The organism is Streptomyces sp. NPDC052225 (assembly GCF_040679615.1).
Classification (GTDB): Bacteria; Actinomycetota; Actinomycetes; order Streptomycetales; family Streptomycetaceae; genus Streptomyces.
The window spans coordinates 289336-310054 of the sequence record NZ_JBFAVD010000001.1 but is presented as its reverse complement, the minus strand read 5'-3'; the positions used below and the strand labels follow the sequence as shown (position 1 = coordinate 310054).

Genomic DNA, 20719 nt, shown 5'->3' with positions numbered 1-20719 from the left:
ATTCCTCCGGTGGGAGCGTCGTTTTCGGGGCCTTAGCTCAGTTGGTAGAGCGCTGCCTTTGCAAGGCAGATGTCAGGAGTTCGAATCTCCTAGGCTCCACAAACCGAAGCCCCTCTGACCAGGTTCTCCCTGGTCAGAGGGGCTTCGTCAGGTTTACGGGGCGGTGCGTCAGTGCTTCTCGTCCGAGCCGCTGTCCGCCTCGGCCTCCGCCTGCTTGGCCTGCACCTCCGGGTCGAGCGAGGCCTGAGCGCTGCCGTCGACCGAGGTCAGCGGGGCGCTGTCCGGGACCTCGGTGGCGGCCGGGGGCTCGACCAGCCAGTCCGGGTTGGCCTGCTTGTCCCACCACTTCCACGCGGCGAAAGCGCCACCGGCCAGGATGCCGACGACGGCCAGGCCCTTGGCCAGCCGGCCGACGCGGGCCCGGCGCTGGTGCTTGCGGGCCAGCTTCTGGATCTCCTTCGGGGAGACCTGTCCGCGCAGCGCCGCGACCGCCGCGATGCTGCGGGCCGCGGCTTCGTCGCGTACCGGACCGGCCGCGGCCACGGCCTGCTCGATGCGCGGCTTCGAGTACGCGGCGGCCTGCTGCGCGGCCTTGCGGGTACGGACCGCCGCCTCGTGCGCGGCGTGGTCGACCTTCGGCGGGACGTGGGTGCGTGCCTGTTCAAGACGCGGCGCGAGACGGGCGTCGTACTGGGCGCGCGCCTGCTGGGCGGCCTGCGAGACCTTGGGGCCGAGGGCGACCCGGGCCTCGTGCGCGTACTCAGCCGCCCGGTCCTTGGCCGTCTCGGCGTAAGGCGCCACCACTTCCGCGGCGTGCAGCACGCTGTCCTTCGCCGAGCCGGTCGCGGCGCGCACGCTGTCGATGCGGGTCACGGGATCCTCCTCCTCGGTGGCGTACAGGTTGTTCACCTTTCCACCCTTTTACGGATCATGCCTGCCGGAAGCGCCAATGCGGTGGTACGGCTTGGTAAGGATCGGTAGGCCTTAATAGGGGGCTAACAGGTGGTAAAGGGGCTTGGCGACGACAATGCCACGGATCGTGGCGGGGCGCGCCTCTCCGGTGCCGAGTAGACCGGATTTCGGCGGCTGAAACCCCTGGACCTTCCCGGGGCCGTGCGAGGATCGGAAGAGCACCGAAGACAACGGAAGGCAGATCGTGGCCGAGCAGCTGTACGCCACTCTCAGGACCAACCAGGGCGACATCGAGGTCCGGCTGCTGCCGAACCACGCGCCCAAGACGGTCAAGAACTTCGTGGAGCTCGCCAAGGGCGAGCGTGAGTGGACCAACCCGGAGTCCGGCGAGAAGACCACGGCCCCGCTCTACGACGGCACGGTCTTCCACCGGGTGATCGGCGGCTTCATGATCCAGGGCGGTGACCCGCTGGGGAACGGCACCGGCGGTCCCGGCTACCAGTTCGAGGACGAGTTCCACCCCGATCTCGCCTTCACCAAGCCGTACCTGCTGGCCATGGCCAACGCGGGCCCGGGCACGAACGGCTCGCAGTTCTTCATCACCGTCTCGACCACGGCCTGGCTGACGCGCAAGCACACGATCTTCGGCGAGGTCGTCGACGACGCCAGCCAGAAGGTCGTGGACGCCATCGCCACGACGCAGACCAACCCGCGCACCGACCGCCCCGTCAACGACGTGGTGATCGAGTCGGTGGTCATCCAGACCCGTTAAGCGCCCAAGGGAACCAAATCGCCCCGCTCGTCCGTAAGGATGGGCGGGGCGGCGCGTTGTCCGCGCGGCGCCGACCTCCGCGTACACCGACGTACGAGACCGCTCCACCCGAGGGGACAACCGCCATGGACCAGGCGCCCGGCAGCCCGCAGGAACCTCAAGGGCCGCAGGGCCTGCCCGGCTGCTACCGGCACCCCGACCGGCCGACGGGCGTGCGCTGCACCCGGTGCGAGCGGCCCATCTGCCCGGAGTGCATGGTCAGCGCGTCGGTCGGGTTCCAGTGCCCGGAGTGCGTGCGGGGCGGGTCGGGGACGGGGCACGCGGCGAGCGCGAATCAGCCGCGGACGATGGCGGGGGGTGCGGTCGCGGCGGACCCGCGGCTGGTCACGAAGGTGCTGATCGCCCTCAACGTGGCCGTGTTCATCGCGGTTCACGTGAGCGACACGCTGCTGGATCACCTTGTGCTGGTGGGCGCATGGCCGCCCGCTCCGTATGTTCCGAACCAGGGCGTGGCAGGTGGCGAGTGGTATCGCCTGGTGACGTCGGTGTTCACCCACAACGAGGTGTGGCACATCGCGTTCAACATGCTCAGCCTGTGGTGGGTCGGCGGGCCGCTGGAACAGGCGCTCGGGCGTGCGCGCTACATCGCGCTCTACATGGTGTCCGGGCTCGCGGGTAGCGCCCTGGCGTACGCCTTCAGCAGCCCGAGCACGTCGACGCTGGGGGCCTCGGGCGCCATCTTCGGGCTCCTGGGTGCCACCGCCGTGCTGATGCGGCGCCTCAACTACGACATGCGGCCGGTCATCGCCCTGCTCGCGCTGAACCTGCTGTTCACCTTCACCTGGGGCGGCATCTCGTGGCAGGCCCACATCGGCGGCCTCGTTGCCGGGCTCGTCGTCGGGTACGCCATGGTCCACGCCCCCCGGGAGCGCCGCTCACTCGTGCAGTACGGGACCTGTGCGGTGGTGCTGCTCGCGGTGATCGTCACCGTCTTCGTACGGACCTCGCAGCTCACTTGAGCTCGGTTCTCCACCGATGGTGAGCGGCGTTGTCCACAGCGGGTGCCGGATCTTGTGCATGCCGTCGGGAACAACTGTGCCCCTTGTCACTGACCTGGGTTTTCCCAGGAAGGGCAAGGGGCGAACAGATGGTCGAGCGTGACCTGACCGGTCACACCGGCGTCAACACGGAGAGGGTTATCCACAGATCTTCCGACCTTTTCCCCACTGTGGAAAGTGCTGTGGATAACTCAGTGGATAGCTTGGGGCAGAGCTACTTCCACTGCGTGGAGACACCGAAGCCGGCGGCGATGAAGCCGAAGCCGACCACGATGTTCCAGTTGCCGAGCGAGTCGAGCGGCAGGGAGCCGTCGGTCACGTAGAAGACGACGATCCAGGCGAGTCCGATGAGGAACATCGCGAGCATCACCGGGGCCACCCAGCCGCGATTGGTCAGCTTGATGTTGGCTGCCTGCTTCGAGGCGGGCGGCGGCGTGTAATCGGCCTTCTTGCGGATACGTGACTTCGGCACGAGGGTCTCTCCTGTCGATGCGCTGCGTGGCCGCGCAGGGGACGTGGGCTGGCTCCGGAGCAGCGTACAAGGCGAAGTTCCGGGGAAACCCGGCGCTCCCCCGGGCGTCCGTTAGCGTAGTGCTTCCGCGGCGTCGAAGGAGATAAGGGTACGTTGAGCAATTCTGCCGACCCTGACAAGAGCGGGCGCTTCCGACCGGTGCGCGTGCTCACTGTGGGCGTTTTCGCCCTCGCGGGGCTCATCTTCTTCACCAGTTTCAATACGGCCAAGGGCACCAATATCCGTACGGATGCGTCCCTTTTGAAGCTCTCCGACCTCATTCAGGAGCGCAGCCACAAGAACAAGGAACTGGAAGAGGCCAACAGCGGAGTCCGGGACGATGTCGAGGCCTTCGCCGAGCGGGACGACGGGTCCACCAAGGCCGAGGACGAGAAGCTGGACGCTCTCGAAGAGGCCTCGGGGACGAAGAAGCTCAAGGGGCAGGCCGTCTCGGTCACCCTCGACGACGCCCCGCCGAACGCCGTCGCCAAGCTCCCCGGCTACCCCGAGCCGCAGCCCAACGACCTCGTCATCCACCAGCAGGACCTCCAGGCCGTGGTGAACGCCCTGTGGCAGGGCGGCGCCAAGGGCATCAAGGTCATGGACCAGCGGCTCATCTCCACGTCCGCCGTGCGCTGCGTCGGCAACACCCTGATCCTCCAGGGCCGCGTCTACTCGCCCCCGTACAAGATCACCGCGGTCGGCGACCCGGAGAAGTTGCAGAGGGCCGTCGCGGCGTCCCCGGAGATCCAGAACTACATGCTCTACGTCAACGCGTACGGGCTCGGCTGGAAAGTCGAGGAGGACGGGGCGGTGACTCTTCCCGGTTACTCGGGCACAGTGGATCTCCACTACGCGAAGCCCATGCCGTAAAGCGGACACCGGGGGGTGCCGGTGCGAGTCGTCGTCCGGACGTTCAGCGAGCTGTGCATCACCGTCGGCGCCCTGATCGTGCTGTTCGTCGTGTACGTGCTGTTCTGGACCGGGGTGAAGGCCGACAGCGCGATGGACCACCAGATCGACGACCTCCAGGACCAGTGGGCGAAGAGACCGGTGGCCGGCGCCCGGCCGGGCGGGACGGACACGACGGATCCGTCGCCGCCGAAGCCGGCCGCGTACGAGGACGGGAAGCCGTTCGCCGTCATGTACATCCCGCGGCTTGGTTTCACGTGGAACAAGCCCGTGCTCGAGGACACCGAGGTCGGCACCCTGAAGAAGGGGCTCGGGCACTACGAGGGCACCGCCCAGCTCGGGCAGAAGGGGAACTTCGCGGTGGCCGGGCACCGGCGGACCTACGGCGACCCGTTCAAGGACTTCCCCAGGCTGCGGCCCGGCGACGACGTGGTCCTCACCGACGGGACGACCTGGTTCACGTACGTCATCGACACCAAGCCGTACAAGACGCTGCCCAGCGATGTCGCGGTCATCGACCCCGTGCCGCGCAGGTCCGGGTACCAGGAGCCGGGCCGCTATCTGACCCTGACGACCTGTGAGCCGGAGTGGGGCCACAGCCACCGGCTGATCGTCTGGGCACACCTTGATTCCACTCAGCCTGTGGAGGCCGGGAAACCGGAGGCCCTGCGCCGTTAGTCTGGTGGCGTACGCAGACAGTGTGGAGGGAGCGACCGGCATGTACGGCTGGATCTGGCGGCATCTGCCGGGGAACGCGTGGGTGAGGGCACTGATCTCGTTGCTGCTCGTCCTCGCTGTCGTGTACGTCCTCTTCCAGTACGTCTTCCCGTGGGCCGAGCCGCTGCTCCCCTTCAACGATGTGACGGTGGACGGCCAGTGAGCGCGCGCATTCTCGTTGTCGACAACTACGACAGCTTCGTCTTCAACCTCGTCCAGTACCTGTACCAGCTGGGTGCCGAGTGCGAGGTGCTGCGCAACGACGAGGTGAGCACGGCCCATGCGCAGGACGGCTTCGACGGCGTGCTGCTCAGCCCGGGTCCCGGCGCTCCCGAACAGGCCGGTGTCTGCGTCGACATGGTGCGGCACTGCGCGGCGACCGGGGTGCCCGTCTTCGGCGTCTGCCTCGGCATGCAGTCGATGCAGGTCGCGTACGGGGGTGTGGTGGACCGGGCGCCGGAGCTGCTGCACGGCAAGACGTCGCTGGTGCGGCACGAGGGCAAGGGCGTCTTCGCCGGACTGCCCGACCCGTTCACCGCGACCCGCTACCACTCGCTGGCCGCCGAGCCCGGCACCGTACCGGACGCGCTCGAGGTCACCGCGCGGACCGAGGACGGCATCATCATGGGCCTGCGCCACCGTGAACTGCCGGTGGAGGGCGTCCAGTTCCACCCGGAGTCGGTGCTCACCGAGCACGGGCACCTGATGCTCGCCAACTGGCTGGTGGAGTGCGGGGACACGGGCGCGGTGGCCAGATCGGCGGGGCTCGCGCCCGTCGTGGGCAGGGCCTCGGCGTGACCGCGCTGCGCCCCGAACAGGATGGCGCCGGCGGGTTCGAGGAGGCCGTGGGCCGGCTCGACGACCCGTTGAGCGATCCGTTGCCGGGGCAGCACCCGTCGCCGTGGTTCCGGGCGGAGGGGGCGGCGCCCGAGCCGCCGCGGCGGGTCGAACCGGAACCGGAGTGGTACGACCCCGAGGGGTACGCGCAGGACTGGTACGCGGGGGGCGCCGCGGCGCCGCAGGAGCCCGTTCGGCCCAGCCCCGCCGAGACTCCCGTGATCCCCGTAACTCACGTGGCTCCCGTACGGGACGACGAGACCGTCGCGCTGCGCACCGCGGACACCCGCCGAACAGCCGATCCGGAGCCCAGGAGCGAGCCCGGGGCCCCGGCCGTCACCGGAGGCCGTGCCGAGCGGCGCAGGGCCGCCAAGCGGGGCGGAGGGCGCCACGCGGAGCCCGCGCGGACCGCGGGCACACGTACGGGCACGAGCGGCGAAGGAAAGCCGCTGTCCCGCGTCGAGGCACGGCGGGCGGCGCGCGCGGCCAAGCCCTCCGCGGGGGTGATCGCGAGCCGTGCGATCGGCGAAGTCTTCATCAGCATCGGGGTGTTGATGCTGCTGTTCGTCACCTACCAGCTCTGGTGGTCGAACATACGGGCCCACAATCTTGCGGGCAGCGCCCGGCACCACCTCGAGGACGACTGGGCGAGCGGCAAGGGCAAGCCGGGCACGTTCGAGCCCGGGCAGGGCTTCGCGATCCTCTACATACCGAAGCTGGACGTCGTCGTGCCGATCGCCGAGGGCATCAGCAAGACGAAGGTCCTCGACAAGGGCATGGTCGGGCACTACGGCAAGGACAGCATCCCGACCGCGATGCCCGACGCGAAGAAGGGCAACTTCGCGCTCGCCGGACACCGCAACACCCATGGCGAGCCGTTCCGTTACATCAACCGTCTCCAGCCGGGCGATCCGATCGTCGTCGAGACGCAGGACACCTACTACGTGTACAAGATGTCGAGCATCCTGCCGCAGACACCGCCGTCGAACACCTCGGTGATCAACCCGGTCCCCGCGGGTTCCGGATTCACCAAGGCGGGCCGTTACATCACCCTGACGACCTGTACGCCGGAATTCACCAGTACGTATCGAATGATCGTCTGGGGCAAGATGGTCGAGGAGCGGCCGCGCAGCAAGGGGAAGCCGGACGCGCTCGTCGAGTAAGCGACCACCGGCAGCGGGCAGTACGGCACAGGGACGGGGCAACACGCAGTGGCAGCGACGACCGACCACGAGGAAGCGGCCGAGCCGAAGGCCCCCTCGCCCCCGCCCCGCCGCGGAAGGATCGCGACGGCCGTCAGCGTCTTCGGCGAACTCCTCATCACCGCGGGCCTGATCCTCGGCCTGTTCGTCGTGTACTCGCTGTGGTGGACGAACGTCGTGGCCGACCGCGCCGCGCATAAGCAGGGCGACAAGGTCCGCGACCACTGGACGCAGGACGACGGGCCCGGCGCGCTCGACACGAAGGACGGCATCGGGTTCCTGCACGTACCGGCGATGAGCAAGGGCGAGGTGCTGGTCGAGAAGGGCACGTCGTCGAAGGTGCTCAACGACGGGGTGGCCGGCTACTACACGGACCCCGCGAAGGCGACGCTGCCGACGACGGGCAAGGACGGCAACTTCACGCTGGCGGCCCACCGGGACGGGCACGGCGCCAAGTTCCACAACATCGACAAGATCAAGAAGGGCGACCCGATCGTCTTCGAGTCGAAGGACGACTGGTACGTCTACAAGGTCTACGACATCCTCCCGGAGACCTCGAAGTACAACGTGGACGTGCTGGACTCGGTGCCCGAGGAGTCCGGCAGGAAGAAGCCGGGGAAGTACATCACCCTGACGACCTGCACGCCCGTCTACACCTCGCGCTACCGGTACGTGGTGTGGGGCGAGCTGGAGCGCGTCGAGAAGGTGAACGGCGACCGGACGCCGCCGAAGGAACTGCGGTAGGGCACTCATGAAGGAGCCCCGGCCCCTCGCGGGACCGGGGCTCCTTCATGAGCGGTGACGGGCGGTCAGCCGCCGAGGCCGCCGAAGAGACCGCCGTTGTCGTTGCCGCCGTTGTTGTTCCCGCCGGCGTTGACCGTGGTCAGGGTGACCGTGGTATTCGCCGGGTCGGACGGGGTGTTGCCGGCCGGGTCCTGGATGGCGACGCGGGCCTGGTCGCTCTGGTCGCTGCCCTCGGCGAACTGGATGTTCTTGAAGCCGGCGTCCTGGAGCATCTTCTTCGCGTCCTTCACCGTCTGGCCGACGACGCTCGGTACGGGCGTCTGCGCGGCCGCCTTGGCGACCTGCAACTGGACCGTGGAGCCCGGCTCGGCGTCGCTGCCCGCGTCCAGGGACTGCGAGAACACCATGCCGGGGTCGGCCTCGGTGCTCTCCACCTCGGTGCAGTTGCCCTTCAGGTTGCTGGCCTGGAGCTGCTGCTTCGCCTGGTCGCAGTTGAGGTTGCCGCCCGAGACGTCGGGGACCGTGACGGTCGCCTTCTTCTTGGCGACGGTCAGCGTGATCTCGGTGCCGGTCTCGACCTTGGTGTCGCCCGCGGGGTCCTGGTCGATGACCTTGCCCGCCGAGCGCTCCGATTCCTCGGTCTTCTTCGTGATGTTGTCGAAGCCCTTGTTGCTGAGCTCCGAGACGGCGGCGTCGTACGACAGGCCCGTCACATCCGGAACGGCGACCTTCGGGGCGCCGGTGGAGACCGTCACCGTGACGGTGTCGTTCTTCTTGACCTCGGTGCCCGCCGACGGGGTCTGGGAGCAGATCTGGCCCTTGGGGTACTTCTCGCAGGGCTCGGACTTGCCGACGTCGATCGTGAGGTCGCGGTTGGCGGCCATGCCCTTGGCCTCGTCGACCGTCTTGCCGACGAAGTTCGGGGCCTTGAACGTCTCGTCGGCGGAGCCGTTGCCGCTGAACACCCACTTGCCGATCAGGATCGCCCCGACCAGGACCAGGATGCCCGCGACCACGAGCAGGATCGTCGACGTGTGGCTCTTGCCCTGGCGGCGCCGGTCGGGGCGGTCGTCGTAGCCGTAGCCGCCGTCGTCCGGGTTGACCGGGGGCAGCATCGACGTCGGTGCCGCGCCGTTCTGCGGGCGCAGCATCGCCGTCTGCTGGTCGTCCGGGTGGCCGCCGTAGCCGACCGCCCCCATGGCGGCGGTGGCGGCGACGGGCTGGCCGTCGAGGCAGGCCTCGATGTCGGCGCGCATCTCGTCGGCCGACTGGTAGCGGTAGTCGGGGTCCTTGGTGAGCGCCTTGAGGACGATGGCGTCCATCTCGGGCGTGATCTCGCCGTCGAAGACCGACGGGGGCTGCGCCTCTTCCCGTACGTGCTGGTAGGCGACCGCGACCGGGGAGTCGCCGACGAACGGCGGCCGCACGGTGAGCAGTTCGTAGAGCAGACAGCCCGTCGAGTACAGGTCGGAGCGGGCGTCGACCTGCTCGCCCTTGGCCTGCTCGGGCGAGAGGTACTGGGCGGTGCCGATGACGGCCGCGGTCTGCGTCATCGTCATGCCGGCGTCGCCCATCGCGCGGGCGATGCCGAAGTCCATGACCTTCACCTGGCCGGTGCGGGTCAGCATGACGTTGGCGGGCTTGATGTCGCGGTGGACGATGCCGGCCCGGTGCGAGTACTCCAGGGCCTGGAGGATGCCGACGGTCATCTCCATGGCGCGCTCGGGCAGCAGCTTGCGCCCGGAGTGCAGGAGCTCGCGCAGCGTCGAGCCGTCGACGTACTCCATCACGATGTACGGGATGGAGACCTGGTCGACGTAGTCCTCGCCCGTGTCGTAGACCGCCACGATCGCGGGATGGTTGAGCGAGGCGGCCGACTGGGCCTCCCGGCGGAACCGGGCCTGGAACGACGGGTCGCGTGCGAGGTCCACCCGCAGCGTCTTCACCGCCACGGTGCGGCCGAGCCGGGTGTCGTGCGCGAGGTAGACCTCGGCCATGCCACCACGGCCGAGCACCTGGCCCAGCTCGTACCGGCCGCCCAGGCGACGCGGCTCTTCCATGGTTACCTACCAGCCCTCTCCGTCGGTCCCGACCGTCCCGTGCGGGGTCGGGCGGTGTGCTGTCCGGGCATACCGTACCCGCCTTGCCCAGCGTGACCTGGCCACCACCGGGAGCCGTGACAGGACCGGTATCGCCACGTGCGTCTATGTGAAGAACGGGTGACGGGGCTCACATGGTGTGGTGAACCCCGTCTCTCGTACGCCTTTACTTGCTGTCGAGGACCGCCTTCATCACGTCGCGCGCGATGGGGGCGGCGAGGCCGCCACCGGAGATGTCCTGACGGCTCGCGGCACTGTCCTCGACGACCACGGCGACGGCGACGGGGGATCCGGACGACGTCTTGGCGTAGCTGACGAACCAGGCGTACGGCTTCTCGCTGTTGTCGACGCCGTGCTGGGCGGTACCGGTCTTGCCGCCGACGGTGACGCCGTCGATCTTGGCGTTGGAGCCCGTGCCGCCCGGGTCGTTGACGACCGTCTCCATCATCGACTGGAGCTTCTGCGCGTTCTCCTCGGAGAGCGGCTTGCTCATCTCCTTGGGCTCGGTCTTCTCGATGGTGTCGAGGTTCGAGGCCTTGAGTTCGTCGACCATGTACGGCTCCATGAGGGTGCCGTTGTTCGCGATCGCGGAGGCGACCATGGCCATCTGGAGCGGGGTGGCCGCGGTGTTGTACTGGCCGATGGAGGACAGCGCGGTCTGCGAGGGGTTCATGTCGTCGTCGAAGTTCGACGCGTTCGAGCGGACCGGGACGAACTGCTCCTTGTTGAAGCCGAACTTCTCGGCCTCCTCGACCATCTTCTCGTTGCCGAGGTCGGAGCCGATCTTGCCGAAGACGGTGTTGCAGGAGACCTTCAGGGCGACGCGCAGCGTCGCGTCCTCACAAGGGATGTTGCCTTCGTTCTTCAGCGGCGTGGTGGTGCCCGGCATGGTCCACGGCAGGGGCGTCTGCGTCTTCTCGTCCGGGTCGTACTCGCCGCTCTCCAGCGCCGCCGCGGCCGTGACCAGCTTGAACGTCGAACCCGGCGGGTACGTCTCGCGCAGCGCCCGGTTGAGGAGCGGCTTGTCCTTGTCCTTGTCGAGCTGGGAGAAGGTCTTGCCCTCCTTGATGGAGTTGCCGGCGAAGACCGAGGGGTCGTACGACGGGGTCGAGGCGAGCGCGAGGATCTTGCCGGTGGACGGCTCGATGGCGGCGACGGCACCCTTGCCGCGGTTCTTCAGGCCGTCGTACGCGGCCTTCTGCGCCTTGGCGTTGAGGGTGGTGACGACGTTGCCGCCCTCCTTCTTCTTGCCCGTGACCATGTCCAGGGTGTTGCGGAAGAAGAGCCGGTCGTCGTTGCCGGTGAGGATGCCGTCCTCGATGGACTCGAGCTGGCTGGCGCCGACGGTCTGCGAGGCGTAGCCGGTGACGGGCGCCCACATGGGCCCGTTCTTCCAGGTCCGCTTGTACTTCAGGTCGGTGCCGGACGTCGCCTTGGAGCCGGTGATCGACTTGCCGTCGACGATGATGTCGCCGCGCGGCGTGGAGTAGCGGGCGATGGTGACGCGACGGTTGTTGTCGTCGGAGGCGAGCTCGTCGGCCTTGACGTACTGGAGCCAGTTGTCGCGGATCAGCAGGGTCAGGACCAGGAGTCCGCAGAAGATCGCGATCCGGCGCAGGGGCTTGTTCACGGTCGAACCACCTGGGTCATCTCGGCGTCGGTGCTGGGCGTGGGGCTGGGCGCGGGCCGGCGCGCGGTGTCGCTGATCCGGATGAGGATGCCGATGAGCGCCCAGTTCGCGATGACGGACGAACCGCCGTACGCGAGGAACGGCATCGTCATACCGGTGAGCGGGATGAGCCCCATGACACCGCCCGCGACGACGAACACCTGAAGGGCGAACGCCCCGGACAGGCCGACGGCGAGCAGCTTGCCGAACGGGTCGCGGGCCGCGAGCGCGGTGCGCACACCCCGCTCGACGATCAGCGCGTAGATCAGCAGCAGCGCCATCAGACCGGCGAGGCCGAGCTCTTCGCCGAACGTGGCGAGGATGAAGTCGGAGTTGGCGGCGAACCGGATCAGCTCGGAGTGGCCCTGGCCCCAGCCGGTGCCGAGGGTGCCGCCCGAACCGAACGCCCACAGCGCCTGCATGGCCTGCTCGGAGTGGCCGCCGACGCCCGCGCGGGAGAGCGTGTACTCCTTCATCGGGTCGAGCCAGGCGTCGACGCGCTGCTGGATGTGCGGCTCGAAGCTCGCCACACCGACGGCGCCGACGGCGGACATCAGCAGACCGAAGACGATCCAGCTGGTCCGCTCGGTGGCGACGTACAGCATGATGACGAACATTCCGAAGAACAGCAGCGACGTACCGAGGTCGGTCTCGAAGACGAGGATGAGGATCGAGATCGCCCAGACGACGATGATCGGCCCGAGGTCGCGGCCGCGCGGCAGGTACAGGCCCATGAAGCGGCGCGAGGCCAGCGCGAGCGCGTCCCGCTTCACCATCAGGTAGCCGGCGAAGAAGATCGCGAGAACGATCTTCGCGAACTCACCGGGCTGGATGGAGAACGAGCCGATGTGGATCCAGATCTTGGCGCCGTACAGGTTCACGCCGAGACCCGGGACCAGCGGGAGCAGCAGCAGGACGATCGCGCCGAGCATCGAGATGTACGTGTAGCGCTGCAGGACGCGGTGGTCCTTGAGGAACAGCAGCACGACGATGAACAGCGCGATGCCGATCGCCGTGTACATCAGCTGCTTGGGCGCGGCGCTGCCCGCCTGCCCGATCGACTGGAGCAGCTCCGACTGGTCGAGCCGCCAGATGACGACCAGGCCGAGGCCGTTGAGGAGCGTGGCCAGCGGCAGCAGCAGCGGGTCCGCGTACGCGGCGAATCTCCGTACGACGATGTGGGCGACGCCTGCGAGCAGGCCGAGGCCCAGGCCGTAGCCGAGGATTCCGGTGGGCAGCTCGCCGTTGAGGGCGAGCCCGACATTGGCGTACGCGAACACCGGGATGACCACGGCGAACACGAGCAAGGCCAGCTCGGTGTTGCGCCGGCTCGGTGCGCCGATCGCTCCAATGGTCGACGTATGGGTCGTGGAACTGCTGCTCAGACTGCTCATGGCGTGCAAAGGCCCCCAACGGCTCTTACTACTTGGCGCACGCCTTGGCCAGCTGCTGCTCTTCCTCGGAGAGAGTGGGGCCAGGGGTGGGCGTGGGAGAGGTCTTGGACTTGCCGGACGGCGACGACGAGGGGTTGGACGGGTTCGGCGTGGGCGCGGTGGTCGCCGTGCGGTACGACGCGTGGGACGCGGTTCCGCCCGTCGTCGTGCCGCCGGCTTCGCCCTCGCCCGTCTTCGCGTTCTTCTCGCTCTCGGCCTTCTGCCGCTCGGCCTGCTTCTGGCAGGCGGTGGCCTGGGCGGAGAGCTCGTCGATCTTGTCCTGGGCGGCGGCGAGGTCGCCTTCGGTGATCGTCTCCTCGACCTGCTTGCGCTGGTACGGCGGCAGGTACTTGAGCTCGATCTCCGGGTGGTCCTTCTCGACCTTGGACAGGCTCACCCAGGCAAGGTCCTGGTTGATGCCGCGGTAGAGCGCCACGTTGTCGTTGTTCGTGCCGACGTAGTACTGCGTCTGCGTCCAGCGGTAACCGCCGTACAGGCCGCCGCCGATGACGGCGAGCGCGAGCACGATGTAGGCCGATCTCTTGAACCACTTGCGGCCGCGGCGCGGCTTGACGAAGTCCTCGTCGGAGTACGCGCCGAAGCCCCCCTCGGGGGCGTAGCCGGCGGTGTCCCCGCTGCCGGGCGGGCCGAACTCGCCGCCACCGCCCTGGCCGGGGACCGGCCGGCCGAGCCCGGAGGCGCGGCCCGCGGGGGTGTCCATGGAGCCGTTGTCGTGCAGCTGGTGCTGGTTCTCGGCGACCGCGCCGACGATGACCGGGGCGTCCGACATCTGGCCGGCGAGGGTGTCCCCGCTGTCCATGTCGAGGACGTCCGCGATGATCACGGTGATGTTGTCGGGGCCGCCGCCGCGCAGCGCCAGCTGGATCAGGTCCTGGACCGTCTCCTGCGGGCCCTGGTAGCTGGCGAGGGTCTCCTCCATCGTCTGGTGGGAGACGACGCCGGACAGGCCGTCGGAGCAGATCAGGTACCGGTCGCCGGCCCGCACCTCACGGATGGAGAGGTCCGGCTCGACGTGGTCGCCGCTGCCCAGCGCCCGCATGAGGAGGGACCTCTGCGGGTGCGTGGTGGCTTCCTCCTCGGTGATGCGGCCCTCGTCGACGAGGCGCTGCACCCACGTGTGGTCCTGCGTGATCTGCGTGAGCACGCCGTCGCGCAGCAGATAGGCGCGCGAGTCACCGACGTGGACGAGGCCGAGGCGCTGGCCCGTCCACAGGAGGGCGGTGAGCGTGGTGCCCATGCCCTCCAGCTGCGGGTCCTCCTCGACCATCATGCGGAGCTGGTCGTTGGCCCGCTGCACGGCCGTGCCGAGCGAGGTCAGGATGTCCGACCCGGGCACGTCGTCGTCGAGCGCGACGATGGTGGAGATCACCTCGGACGAGGCGACCTCACCGGCGGCCTGGCCGCCCATGCCGTCGGCGATCGCGAGCAGCCGCGGACCGGCGTAGCCGGAGTCCTCGTTGCCCTCGCGGATCATGCCTTTGTGCGATCCGGCGGCGAAGCGCAGTGACAGACTCATGCGCACCTCGCCCGTCGGCTCCGGGTACATCCGCACGGTGCCCACCCTCCGGTCGGGAGCGCGCCGGTGCCCGGTACCGGGACTGCCGCGTCGGCTCGCTCGCTCCGCTCATTCATGATGTCGCACTACTTCCGCAGCTCGATGACGGTCTTGCCGATGCGGATCGGTGCGCCCAGCGGGATCGGCTGGGGCGTCGTGAGCCGGGTCCGGTCGAGATACGTGCCGTTGGTGGACCCGAGGTCCTCGACGATCCACTGACCGTCCCGGTCCGGGTAGATCCTGGCGTGCCTGCTGGACGCGTAGTCGTCGTCCAGGACGATCGTGCTGTCGTGCGCGCGGCCGAGCGTGATCGTCTGCCCCTGCAACGCCACCGTCGTACCCGTGAGGGTGCCTTCGGAGACGACCAGCTTCGTCGGGGCGCCGCGGCGCTGCCGGCCGCCGCCCGACTGCTGCTGGCGCTGCTGCGGAGGCGCGGCGGCCTGCCGGGCGGCCTGCTGCTGGCGGCCGCCGTCGCGGCGCGCGCCGCGCTGCGTGACACGTGTGCCGAACAGGTCGCTGCGGATGACCTGGACGGCCACGATCACGAACAGCCACAGAACGGCCAGGAAACCCAACCGCATGACCGTCAGGGTCAGCTCTGACATTGCCCCCGCTTCACCCTTCGGCTTGCCGATAAACGATGGTGGTTTGGCCCACGACGATCCGCGAGCCGTCGCGGAGCGTAGCGCGGGTGGTGTGCTGCCCGTCCACCACGATCCCGTTGGTGGAACCCAGATCCTGGATCGTCGAGGGCGTACCGGTCCGGATCTCGCAGTGCCGGCGCGAGACGCCGGGGTCGTCGATCCGCACGTCCGCCTCGGTGGACCTGCCGAGCACCAGCGTGGGCCGGGAGATCTGGTGGCGGGTGCCGTTGATCTCGATCCAGTGGCGCATCCGGGCACCCGGCAGCGGCCCTGCCGGGGACGCGGCGGGACGCTGCGGCGACGGGGCGTGGGACGGGCGGCCGGGCGGCGGTGCGGCCGGCATGGGAGGCGCGGCGGCGGCGGGCTGCGGGTATCCGTAGCCCCCCGGTGCCTGCGGGGGCCGGGCCGCGGTGGGCCGGTCGCTCGGCTGCTGGCTGGTGGACGACGCGAGGGTGCGGCTGCGCACGCGGTACAGACCCGTGTCCAGGTCCTCCGCCTTCTCCAGGTGCACCTTGATCGGGCCCATGAAGGAGTAGCGCTGCTGCTTCGCGTAGTCGCGCACCATCCCGGACAGCTCGTCGCCGAGCTGGCCCGAGTAGGGGCTGAGGCGCTCGTAGTCCGGCGCGCTCAGCTCCACGATGAAGTCGTTGGGGACGACGGTCCGCTCGCGGTTCCAGATCGTCGCGTTGTTGTCGCACTCGCGCTGGAGCGCGCCCGCGATCTCGACGGGCTGCACCTCGGACTTGAAGACCTTGGCGAAGGTGCCGTTGACCAGACCCTCGAGGCGCTGCTCGAACTTCTTCAGGACTCCCATGGGGCACCTCCTCCTTCGTAGCCGTCCTGCGTGCCGTTGTCGCCGCGGCCGCGGCCGCCTTCTTGGTACTGCTTACTGATCGTATCCACGCGTCGGGAAATCGGCTGGTTCCCCCTGTCCGCCCGGTCGATGAGTGTCGACGCTCACAGCTCCCGTCGCAGCTCCTGTCGCGGCCCCTCTTGCGGCTCCTCTTATGAGGGATCGTAGAGGTGGCCTCCGAACAGTGTCCCGTACGCGGCTGTGGACCTGCCGGGTCCGGCCGACTCCGGTACGAGACCGGTACGCGTCAGGTACGCGCCCCCGCCACGGGCGGTGCGGGAGACGGGCGTCCGGGTGTCAGGTGCCCGGCGAGGGCGAGCGGAAACGGATGTGAATCCACCCTCCGCAGCGTGCTAATCTTCAGACGTCGGAAGGGGCCCGGCCCGAAAGGGTGAGGCGCCGAAAGACACACTCACTGCGCGAGTGGCGGAACGGCAGACGCGCTGGCTTCAGGTGCCAGTGTCCTTCGGGACGTGGGGGTTCAAATCCCCCCTCGCGCACAGCGAAAAAGCCCCGCAGATCTTCGGATCTGCGGGGCTTTTGCGTTGCCCGGAGGGGGGCGCGGGGCGCCCTGTGGGTTATGTCACGCGGCCAGGCGGGCGGCCAGCTCCTTGCCCTTCAACTGGGCGGCCTGGAGCGCCTGCTCGCGGGAGGCCTCGTAGAGCGGGACCAGCTCGGCCATCGCCGGGTTGACCGGGGCCATGGTCAGCTCCGGCACGATGAAGTCCACGTCCAGGCCGAGGCCGGCGCCCAGGGCCGCGCCCAGGAAGTTCTGCACGTACTCCATCTCCTCGCGCGGGGTGCCCGGCGCGTACGAGCCGCCGCGGCTGGCGACGACGGTGACCGGGGTGCCCTGCGCGGACTGGGTCCCGGGGCCGGAGGTGCGGCCCATGAGGATCACGTTGTCCAGCCACGCCTTGAGCGTGGACGGGATCGAGAAGTTGTACATCGGGGCGCCGATCAGGATCGCGTCCGCCTGCTCCAGCTCCTCTATGAGCCGCACGCGCGCGGCGAAGGCCGCAGCCTGCTCGGGCGTGTGCGTCGCGGGATCGGTGAAGCCGGCGAGGTGCGCGTCGGCGGTGATGTGCGGCACCGGGTCCGCGCTCAGGTCGCGGTAGACGACCGTGCCGTCGGGGTGCTCCGCCTCCCACGCCGTGCGGAAGGCGTCCGTGACGGTGCGCGAGGCGGAGGCGGAGCCCGGGAAGACCGAGGAGTCGATGTGCAGCAGCGTGGCCATGATGTGCTCCCGTGGGGATGGGGTGAAGTTCCGTATGTAGCTAGTAATAGCACAGGGACTTACTTTTTTTCATCCCCATACGTGAGCGCAGTACTCTGGAGGCATGGCGGACCACGGGGCAGACAGCGACGGCAGGAACGGTTCGTGTGCGGAAACGGCCCTGGCGCACGAAGCCGGGCCCTGCACCACGGTCGACATCAAGATGACGCGCGTCTTCGTGCTCCTCGGCAAGCGCTGGAGCGGGCTGATCGTGACCGTCCTCATGTCCGGGCCCGTCCACTTCTCCGACCTGCGCAGGGCCATCCCCGGCATCAGCGAACGCATGCTGTCCGACCGGCTCACCGAACTCGGTGCGGCCGGACTCGTCGTGCGCCAGGTCGACGAGGGGCCGCCGCTGCGCGTCTCGTATCGGCTGACCGAGGCCGGCTCGGCGCTGCGGCCCGCGCTGGACGAACTGGGCCAGTGGGCCGGGAAGTACCTGGGCGCCGAGGGCGGGACGTGCCCGGAGGAGTTCCGGAAGTGAGGTGACGTGCCGCCCGGGGTGCGGGAGTTGTGCACAGGCGGCGGGTTTTCCACAGGCTCTGCCGGGGTTTTCCGCGCGGCGGTACGGTCGTGACCGGTCACTTGAGCAGGCGTGGGGGCCCGGCTGGCGCGGGGCTCGGGGGAGGCGGTCGTCCATGGGCGGAATCGATGTCGGGGTGGGAGTGCGGCGGCTGCCGCGGGTCGCGGGGTTCGCGGCCGCTCGCGGGAAGAGCGGGGCCGAAGGACCGTCGCCCAAGGCGGCCGGCAAGGCGCTGCGGCAGCGCGTCCCGCGCTCTTCGCACGCCGACTTCACGCTGGGCACCGACCGGCCGGACGCCGTCACGGCCGTCCAGGAGTCCAACCGCGGCCGGATCGGCGAACTGACCCCGATACGCGTGGGGCGGATGGCCGCGACCCCCTTCGCCTTCCTGCGCGGATCCGCCGGACTGATGGCGTACGACCTCGTGCGCACACCCCTGACCGGCATCGGCGCCCAGATATGCGGAGACGCCCACGCCGCCAACTTCGGTCTCTACGGTGATGCGCGCGGCGGCCTCGTCATCGACCTCAACGACTTCGACGAGACCGTGCACGGCCCCTGGGAATGGGACGTCAAGCGGCTCGCCACCTCGCTCGTCCTCGCCGGGCGGGAAGCCGGAGCCGACGAGGACACCTGTCGCAAGGCCGCGCACGACGTGGCCGGCGCCTACCGGCGCACCATGCGGCTGCTTGCCAAACTGCCGGTCCTCGACGCGTGGAACGCCATCGCCGACGAGGAGCTCGTCTCCCATACGGACGCGCACGACCTGCTGGGAACGCTGGAGCGGGTCTCCGAGAAGGCCCGGAACAACACCAGCGGCCGCTTCGCCGCCAGGTCCACCGTGGCCGTCGAGGGCGGTGGCCGGCGGTTCGTGGACGCGCCGCCCGTGCTGCGCTCGATACCGGACGAGGAAGCCGCGGCCGTCGCCGGAGCGCTCGGCGCCTATCTGCGGACCCTCTCCGAGGACCGGCTGCCGCTTCTCGGGCGGTACACGGTCCATGACGTCGCGTTCCGCGTCGTCGGCACCGGAAGCGTGGGAACACGGTCGTACGTCGTGCTGCTCCTCGACCACCGGGGCGAGCCGCTCGTGCTGCAGGTGAAGGAGGCGCGGCCCTCGGCGCTGCTCCCGTACCTGCCGGCCGTCGGCTTCGAGGCGCCGGACGTCGAGCACGAGGGGCGGCGCGTGGTGCTCGGGCAGAAGCGGATGCAGGTCGTCAGCGACATCCTGCTCGGCTGGACCACGGTCGCCGAACGGCCCTTCCAGGTACGGCAGTTCAGGAATCGCAAGGGCAGCGTCGACCCGGCCGCCCTCGCCGCCGACCAGATCGACGACTACGCGCGGATGACCGGCGCCCTGCTCGCCCGCGCCCACGCGCACAGCGCCGACCCGCGGCTCATCGCCGGCTACTGCGGCAAGAACGAGGAACTGGACGAGGCGGTCGCCGCCTTCGCCGTGACGTACGCGGACCGCACCGAGGCGGATCACGCGGAGCTGGTGCGGGCTGTGCGGGAAGGACGGGTGGAGGCGGAGGCTGGGGTGTGAGGGGTGGCTGGGGTGTGAGGGGTGGCTGGAGTGTGAGGGGGCGGCGGGAGTGTGAGGGGGTGCTCGCCGTAGGTGGGGGTGCTCGCCGTAGTTCGGGTCAGGGTGCCGGTGGGGGCGTGCCCTAGGCTGGTCGGGTGACGATCCCGGAGACCGATGTGGCAGGGCAGCCGGAGGAGGAGCCTCGGGCGCGGCCCGAGGAGCGCCTCGAGCGGGCGGTGCGCGCTGCCGAGCAGGCGCTGATCGAGTTCGAGATCGCGGTGGAGACCTTCCGGGTCGAGGTGGAGAACTTCTCGCGCCTTCACCACCAGAAGCTCGGGCCGATGTACACGCGGCTCGACGAGCTGGAGGCGTTGATCGCCGAGGCCACGGCGGCCCGTACCGGGGATGCCGAGGACCGGCGCAAGGCCGATGAGGCGCGGGCCCGGGTGATGCCGATGCCCGGCGTCGAGGAGCTGTTCCACGGGTGGATGGACGGGGACGGGCTGTTCCCGGAGGCCGCCGCGATGCTGACCGATCAGCCGGTGCGGCCGCCGCAGCGGGTACGGCCCAGCGAGCAGGCGCGCAAGCTCTACCGGGAGCTGGCCCGCAAGGCGCACCCGGATCTGGCGCAGGAGGAGAAGGAGCGCGAGCGGCGCGACGAGTTCATCGCGCGGGTCAACGCGGCGTACGGGCGGGGCGACGAGGCGTTGCTGCGTGAGCTGGCGGAGGAGTGGGCCGCGGGGCCTGCCCCGGTCGAACCGCAGCTCACCGCGAGTGAGGAGTTGTACGCGCGCCTGGAGTGGCTGGCGCAGCGCAAGGAGCTGCTGACGGCTGTGGCGCGGGAGCTGGAGGAGGGCGCGATCGGCTCGATGCTGCGGATGGCGCCGCAGGATCCGGACGCGTTGCTCGACGAGATCGCCGAGCAGTTGCTCGCGCAGGTCGCCGAGCGGGAGGCCGAGCTGGAGCGGCTGACCGCGTCGTAGCCGGGCGGCTTCGGCCTGCGGGCCGGGGGGCTGGTGCGGTCGGGTAGCGTCGGGGGCATGGTTTTCGGTTCTGGTGTGCCCACGGTCGGTGTCGACGAGCTCAAGGCGGAGGACTTCCTCCTCGATGTCCGTGAGGACGACGAGTGGCAGGCGGGTCACGCCGAGGGTGCGCTGCACATTCCGATGAGCGAGTTCGTCGCGCGGTTCAGCGAGTTGACGGAGGCGGCGCCGCAGGACGGGCGGGTCAACGTGCTCTGCCGGGTCGGCGGGCGTTCCGCTCAGGTGACCGCTTATCTGGTGCAGCAGGGTGTCGACGCGGTGAACGTGGCGGGCGGCATGCAGGCGTGGGAGGCGGCCGGCCGCCCCGTCGTGGACGACAAGGGGCAGCCGGGTTCGGTTGTCTGACCTGATTCTTCTGCTGCCGGTTCCGCCGGTTCTGCCGGATTTTCTGGGGCTGCCGGTTTTTCTGGGTCTTC

Annotated in this window: 21 protein-coding genes and 2 tRNA genes; 14 read left to right on the top strand and 9 right to left on the bottom strand. The window is 69.4% G+C overall.

Annotation, left to right across the window (positions count from 1 at the left end; translation table 11 throughout):
- The first annotated feature begins 26 nt into the window (after positions 1-26).
- Positions 27-99: transfer RNA gene (locus AB0L37_RS01475), tRNA-Ala, on the top strand.
- A gap of 69 nt (positions 100-168) precedes the next feature.
- Here AB0L37_RS01475 and AB0L37_RS01470 read toward each other — a convergent pair.
- Positions 169-873, bottom strand: a complete 705-nt coding sequence (locus AB0L37_RS01470; RefSeq protein ID WP_365499172.1) for a DUF5324 family protein — start codon at positions 871-873, stop codon at positions 169-171.
- A gap of 283 nt (positions 874-1156) precedes the next feature.
- On the opposite strand from AB0L37_RS01470, the gene AB0L37_RS01465 reads away from it, so the two are divergent.
- Together AB0L37_RS01465 and AB0L37_RS01460 are read left to right on the top strand one after the other, a co-directional pair.
- Positions 1157-1684, top strand: a complete 528-nt coding sequence (locus tag AB0L37_RS01465) for a peptidylprolyl isomerase (RefSeq protein WP_365498299.1) — start codon at positions 1157-1159, stop codon at positions 1682-1684.
- 125 nt (positions 1685-1809) lie between these two features.
- Positions 1810-2703, top strand: a complete 894-nt coding sequence (locus tag AB0L37_RS01460; protein WP_365498296.1) for a rhomboid family intramembrane serine protease — start codon at positions 1810-1812, stop codon at positions 2701-2703.
- A gap of 253 nt (positions 2704-2956) precedes the next feature.
- Here AB0L37_RS01460 and crgA read toward each other — a convergent pair whose 3' ends face one another.
- Positions 2957-3214, bottom strand: coding sequence for a cell division protein CrgA (gene crgA, locus AB0L37_RS01455; RefSeq protein ID WP_338698430.1), 258 nt, complete (start codon positions 3212-3214; stop codon positions 2957-2959).
- 153 nt (positions 3215-3367) lie between these two features.
- Here crgA and AB0L37_RS01450 point away from each other — a divergent pair, with 153 nt between their 5' ends.
- Genes AB0L37_RS01450 through AB0L37_RS01425 form a run of 6 tightly spaced genes read left to right on the top strand, consistent with a single transcriptional unit; the run spans position 3368 to position 7665 of the window.
- Positions 3368-4126 (top strand): DUF881 domain-containing protein, encoded by a 759-nt coding sequence (locus tag AB0L37_RS01450; protein WP_365498293.1) that lies wholly within the window; start codon positions 3368-3370, stop codon positions 4124-4126.
- Positions 4127-4147: 21 nt separating this feature from the next.
- Positions 4148-4843, top strand: a complete 696-nt coding sequence (locus AB0L37_RS01445) for a class E sortase (protein WP_365498290.1) — start codon at positions 4148-4150, stop codon at positions 4841-4843.
- 22 nt (positions 4844-4865) lie between these two features.
- Positions 4866-5045: a hypothetical protein gene (locus AB0L37_RS01440; RefSeq protein WP_338703953.1), complete on the top strand. Its 180-nt coding sequence runs from the start codon at positions 4866-4868 to the stop codon at positions 5043-5045.
- Positions 5042-5680, top strand: coding sequence for an aminodeoxychorismate/anthranilate synthase component II (locus AB0L37_RS01435; protein WP_365498287.1), 639 nt, complete (start codon positions 5042-5044; stop codon positions 5678-5680). The genes AB0L37_RS01440 and AB0L37_RS01435 overlap by 4 nt, the downstream gene beginning before the upstream one ends.
- Positions 5677-6882 (top strand): class E sortase, encoded by a 1206-nt coding sequence (locus AB0L37_RS01430; RefSeq protein WP_365498284.1) that lies wholly within the window; start codon positions 5677-5679, stop codon positions 6880-6882. Before AB0L37_RS01435 ends, AB0L37_RS01430 begins: the two co-directional genes overlap by 4 nt.
- Before the next feature lie 48 nt (positions 6883-6930).
- On the top strand, positions 6931-7665 hold the full coding sequence (locus AB0L37_RS01425; protein ID WP_365498281.1) for a class E sortase: 735 nt from the start codon (positions 6931-6933) through the stop codon (positions 7663-7665).
- Positions 7666-7730: 65 nt separating this feature from the next.
- Here AB0L37_RS01425 and pknB read toward each other — a convergent pair whose 3' ends face one another.
- From pknB to AB0L37_RS01395, 6 genes are all read right to left on the bottom strand, one after another.
- Entirely contained in the window at positions 7731-9725 is a 1995-nt protein-coding gene (gene pknB, locus AB0L37_RS01420) for a Stk1 family PASTA domain-containing Ser/Thr kinase (RefSeq protein WP_365498278.1), read from the bottom strand.
- Between the two features lie 205 nt (positions 9726-9930).
- On the bottom strand, positions 9931-11394 hold the full coding sequence (locus AB0L37_RS01415; RefSeq protein ID WP_365498275.1) for a penicillin-binding protein 2: 1464 nt from the start codon (positions 11392-11394) through the stop codon (positions 9931-9933).
- Positions 11391-12827, bottom strand: coding sequence for an FtsW/RodA/SpoVE family cell cycle protein (locus AB0L37_RS01410; protein ID WP_365498272.1), 1437 nt, complete (start codon positions 12825-12827; stop codon positions 11391-11393). Before AB0L37_RS01410 ends, AB0L37_RS01415 begins: the two co-directional genes overlap by 4 nt.
- Before the next feature lie 28 nt (positions 12828-12855).
- A complete protein-coding gene (locus tag AB0L37_RS01405) occupies positions 12856-14403 on the bottom strand; it encodes a Stp1/IreP family PP2C-type Ser/Thr phosphatase (RefSeq protein ID WP_365498269.1) in 1548 nt (515 codons plus the stop codon).
- 125 nt (positions 14404-14528) lie between these two features.
- Entirely contained in the window at positions 14529-15047 is a 519-nt protein-coding gene (locus tag AB0L37_RS01400; RefSeq protein ID WP_365498266.1) for an FHA domain-containing protein, read from the bottom strand.
- A 10-nt stretch (positions 15048-15057) separates the two neighbouring features.
- Positions 15058-15900 (bottom strand): DUF3662 and FHA domain-containing protein, encoded by an 843-nt coding sequence (locus AB0L37_RS01395; RefSeq protein WP_365498263.1) that lies wholly within the window; start codon positions 15898-15900, stop codon positions 15058-15060.
- 456 nt (positions 15901-16356) lie between these two features.
- On the opposite strand from AB0L37_RS01395, the gene AB0L37_RS01390 reads away from it, so the two are divergent.
- Positions 16357-16439, top strand: a tRNA-Leu gene (locus AB0L37_RS01390).
- An 83-nt stretch (positions 16440-16522) separates the two neighbouring features.
- Here AB0L37_RS01390 and AB0L37_RS01385 read toward each other — a convergent pair.
- Entirely contained in the window at positions 16523-17176 is a 654-nt protein-coding gene (locus AB0L37_RS01385) for an NAD(P)H-dependent oxidoreductase (RefSeq protein WP_365498260.1), read from the bottom strand.
- A gap of 202 nt (positions 17177-17378) precedes the next feature.
- Between AB0L37_RS01385 and AB0L37_RS01380 the strand changes: the two genes are divergently transcribed.
- From AB0L37_RS01380 to AB0L37_RS01365, 4 genes are all read left to right on the top strand, one after another.
- On the top strand, positions 17379-17699 hold the full coding sequence (locus AB0L37_RS01380) for a helix-turn-helix domain-containing protein (protein WP_365499169.1): 321 nt from the start codon (positions 17379-17381) through the stop codon (positions 17697-17699).
- A gap of 154 nt (positions 17700-17853) precedes the next feature.
- Positions 17854-19281, top strand: coding sequence for a DUF2252 domain-containing protein (locus AB0L37_RS01375; protein ID WP_365498257.1), 1428 nt, complete (start codon positions 17854-17856; stop codon positions 19279-19281).
- A gap of 134 nt (positions 19282-19415) precedes the next feature.
- Positions 19416-20243, top strand: coding sequence for a hypothetical protein (locus AB0L37_RS01370; RefSeq protein ID WP_365498254.1), 828 nt, complete (start codon positions 19416-19418; stop codon positions 20241-20243).
- 57 nt (positions 20244-20300) lie between these two features.
- Positions 20301-20648, top strand: coding sequence for a rhodanese-like domain-containing protein (locus tag AB0L37_RS01365; RefSeq protein WP_365498251.1), 348 nt, complete (start codon positions 20301-20303; stop codon positions 20646-20648).
- Positions 20649-20719 lie beyond the last annotated feature (71 nt).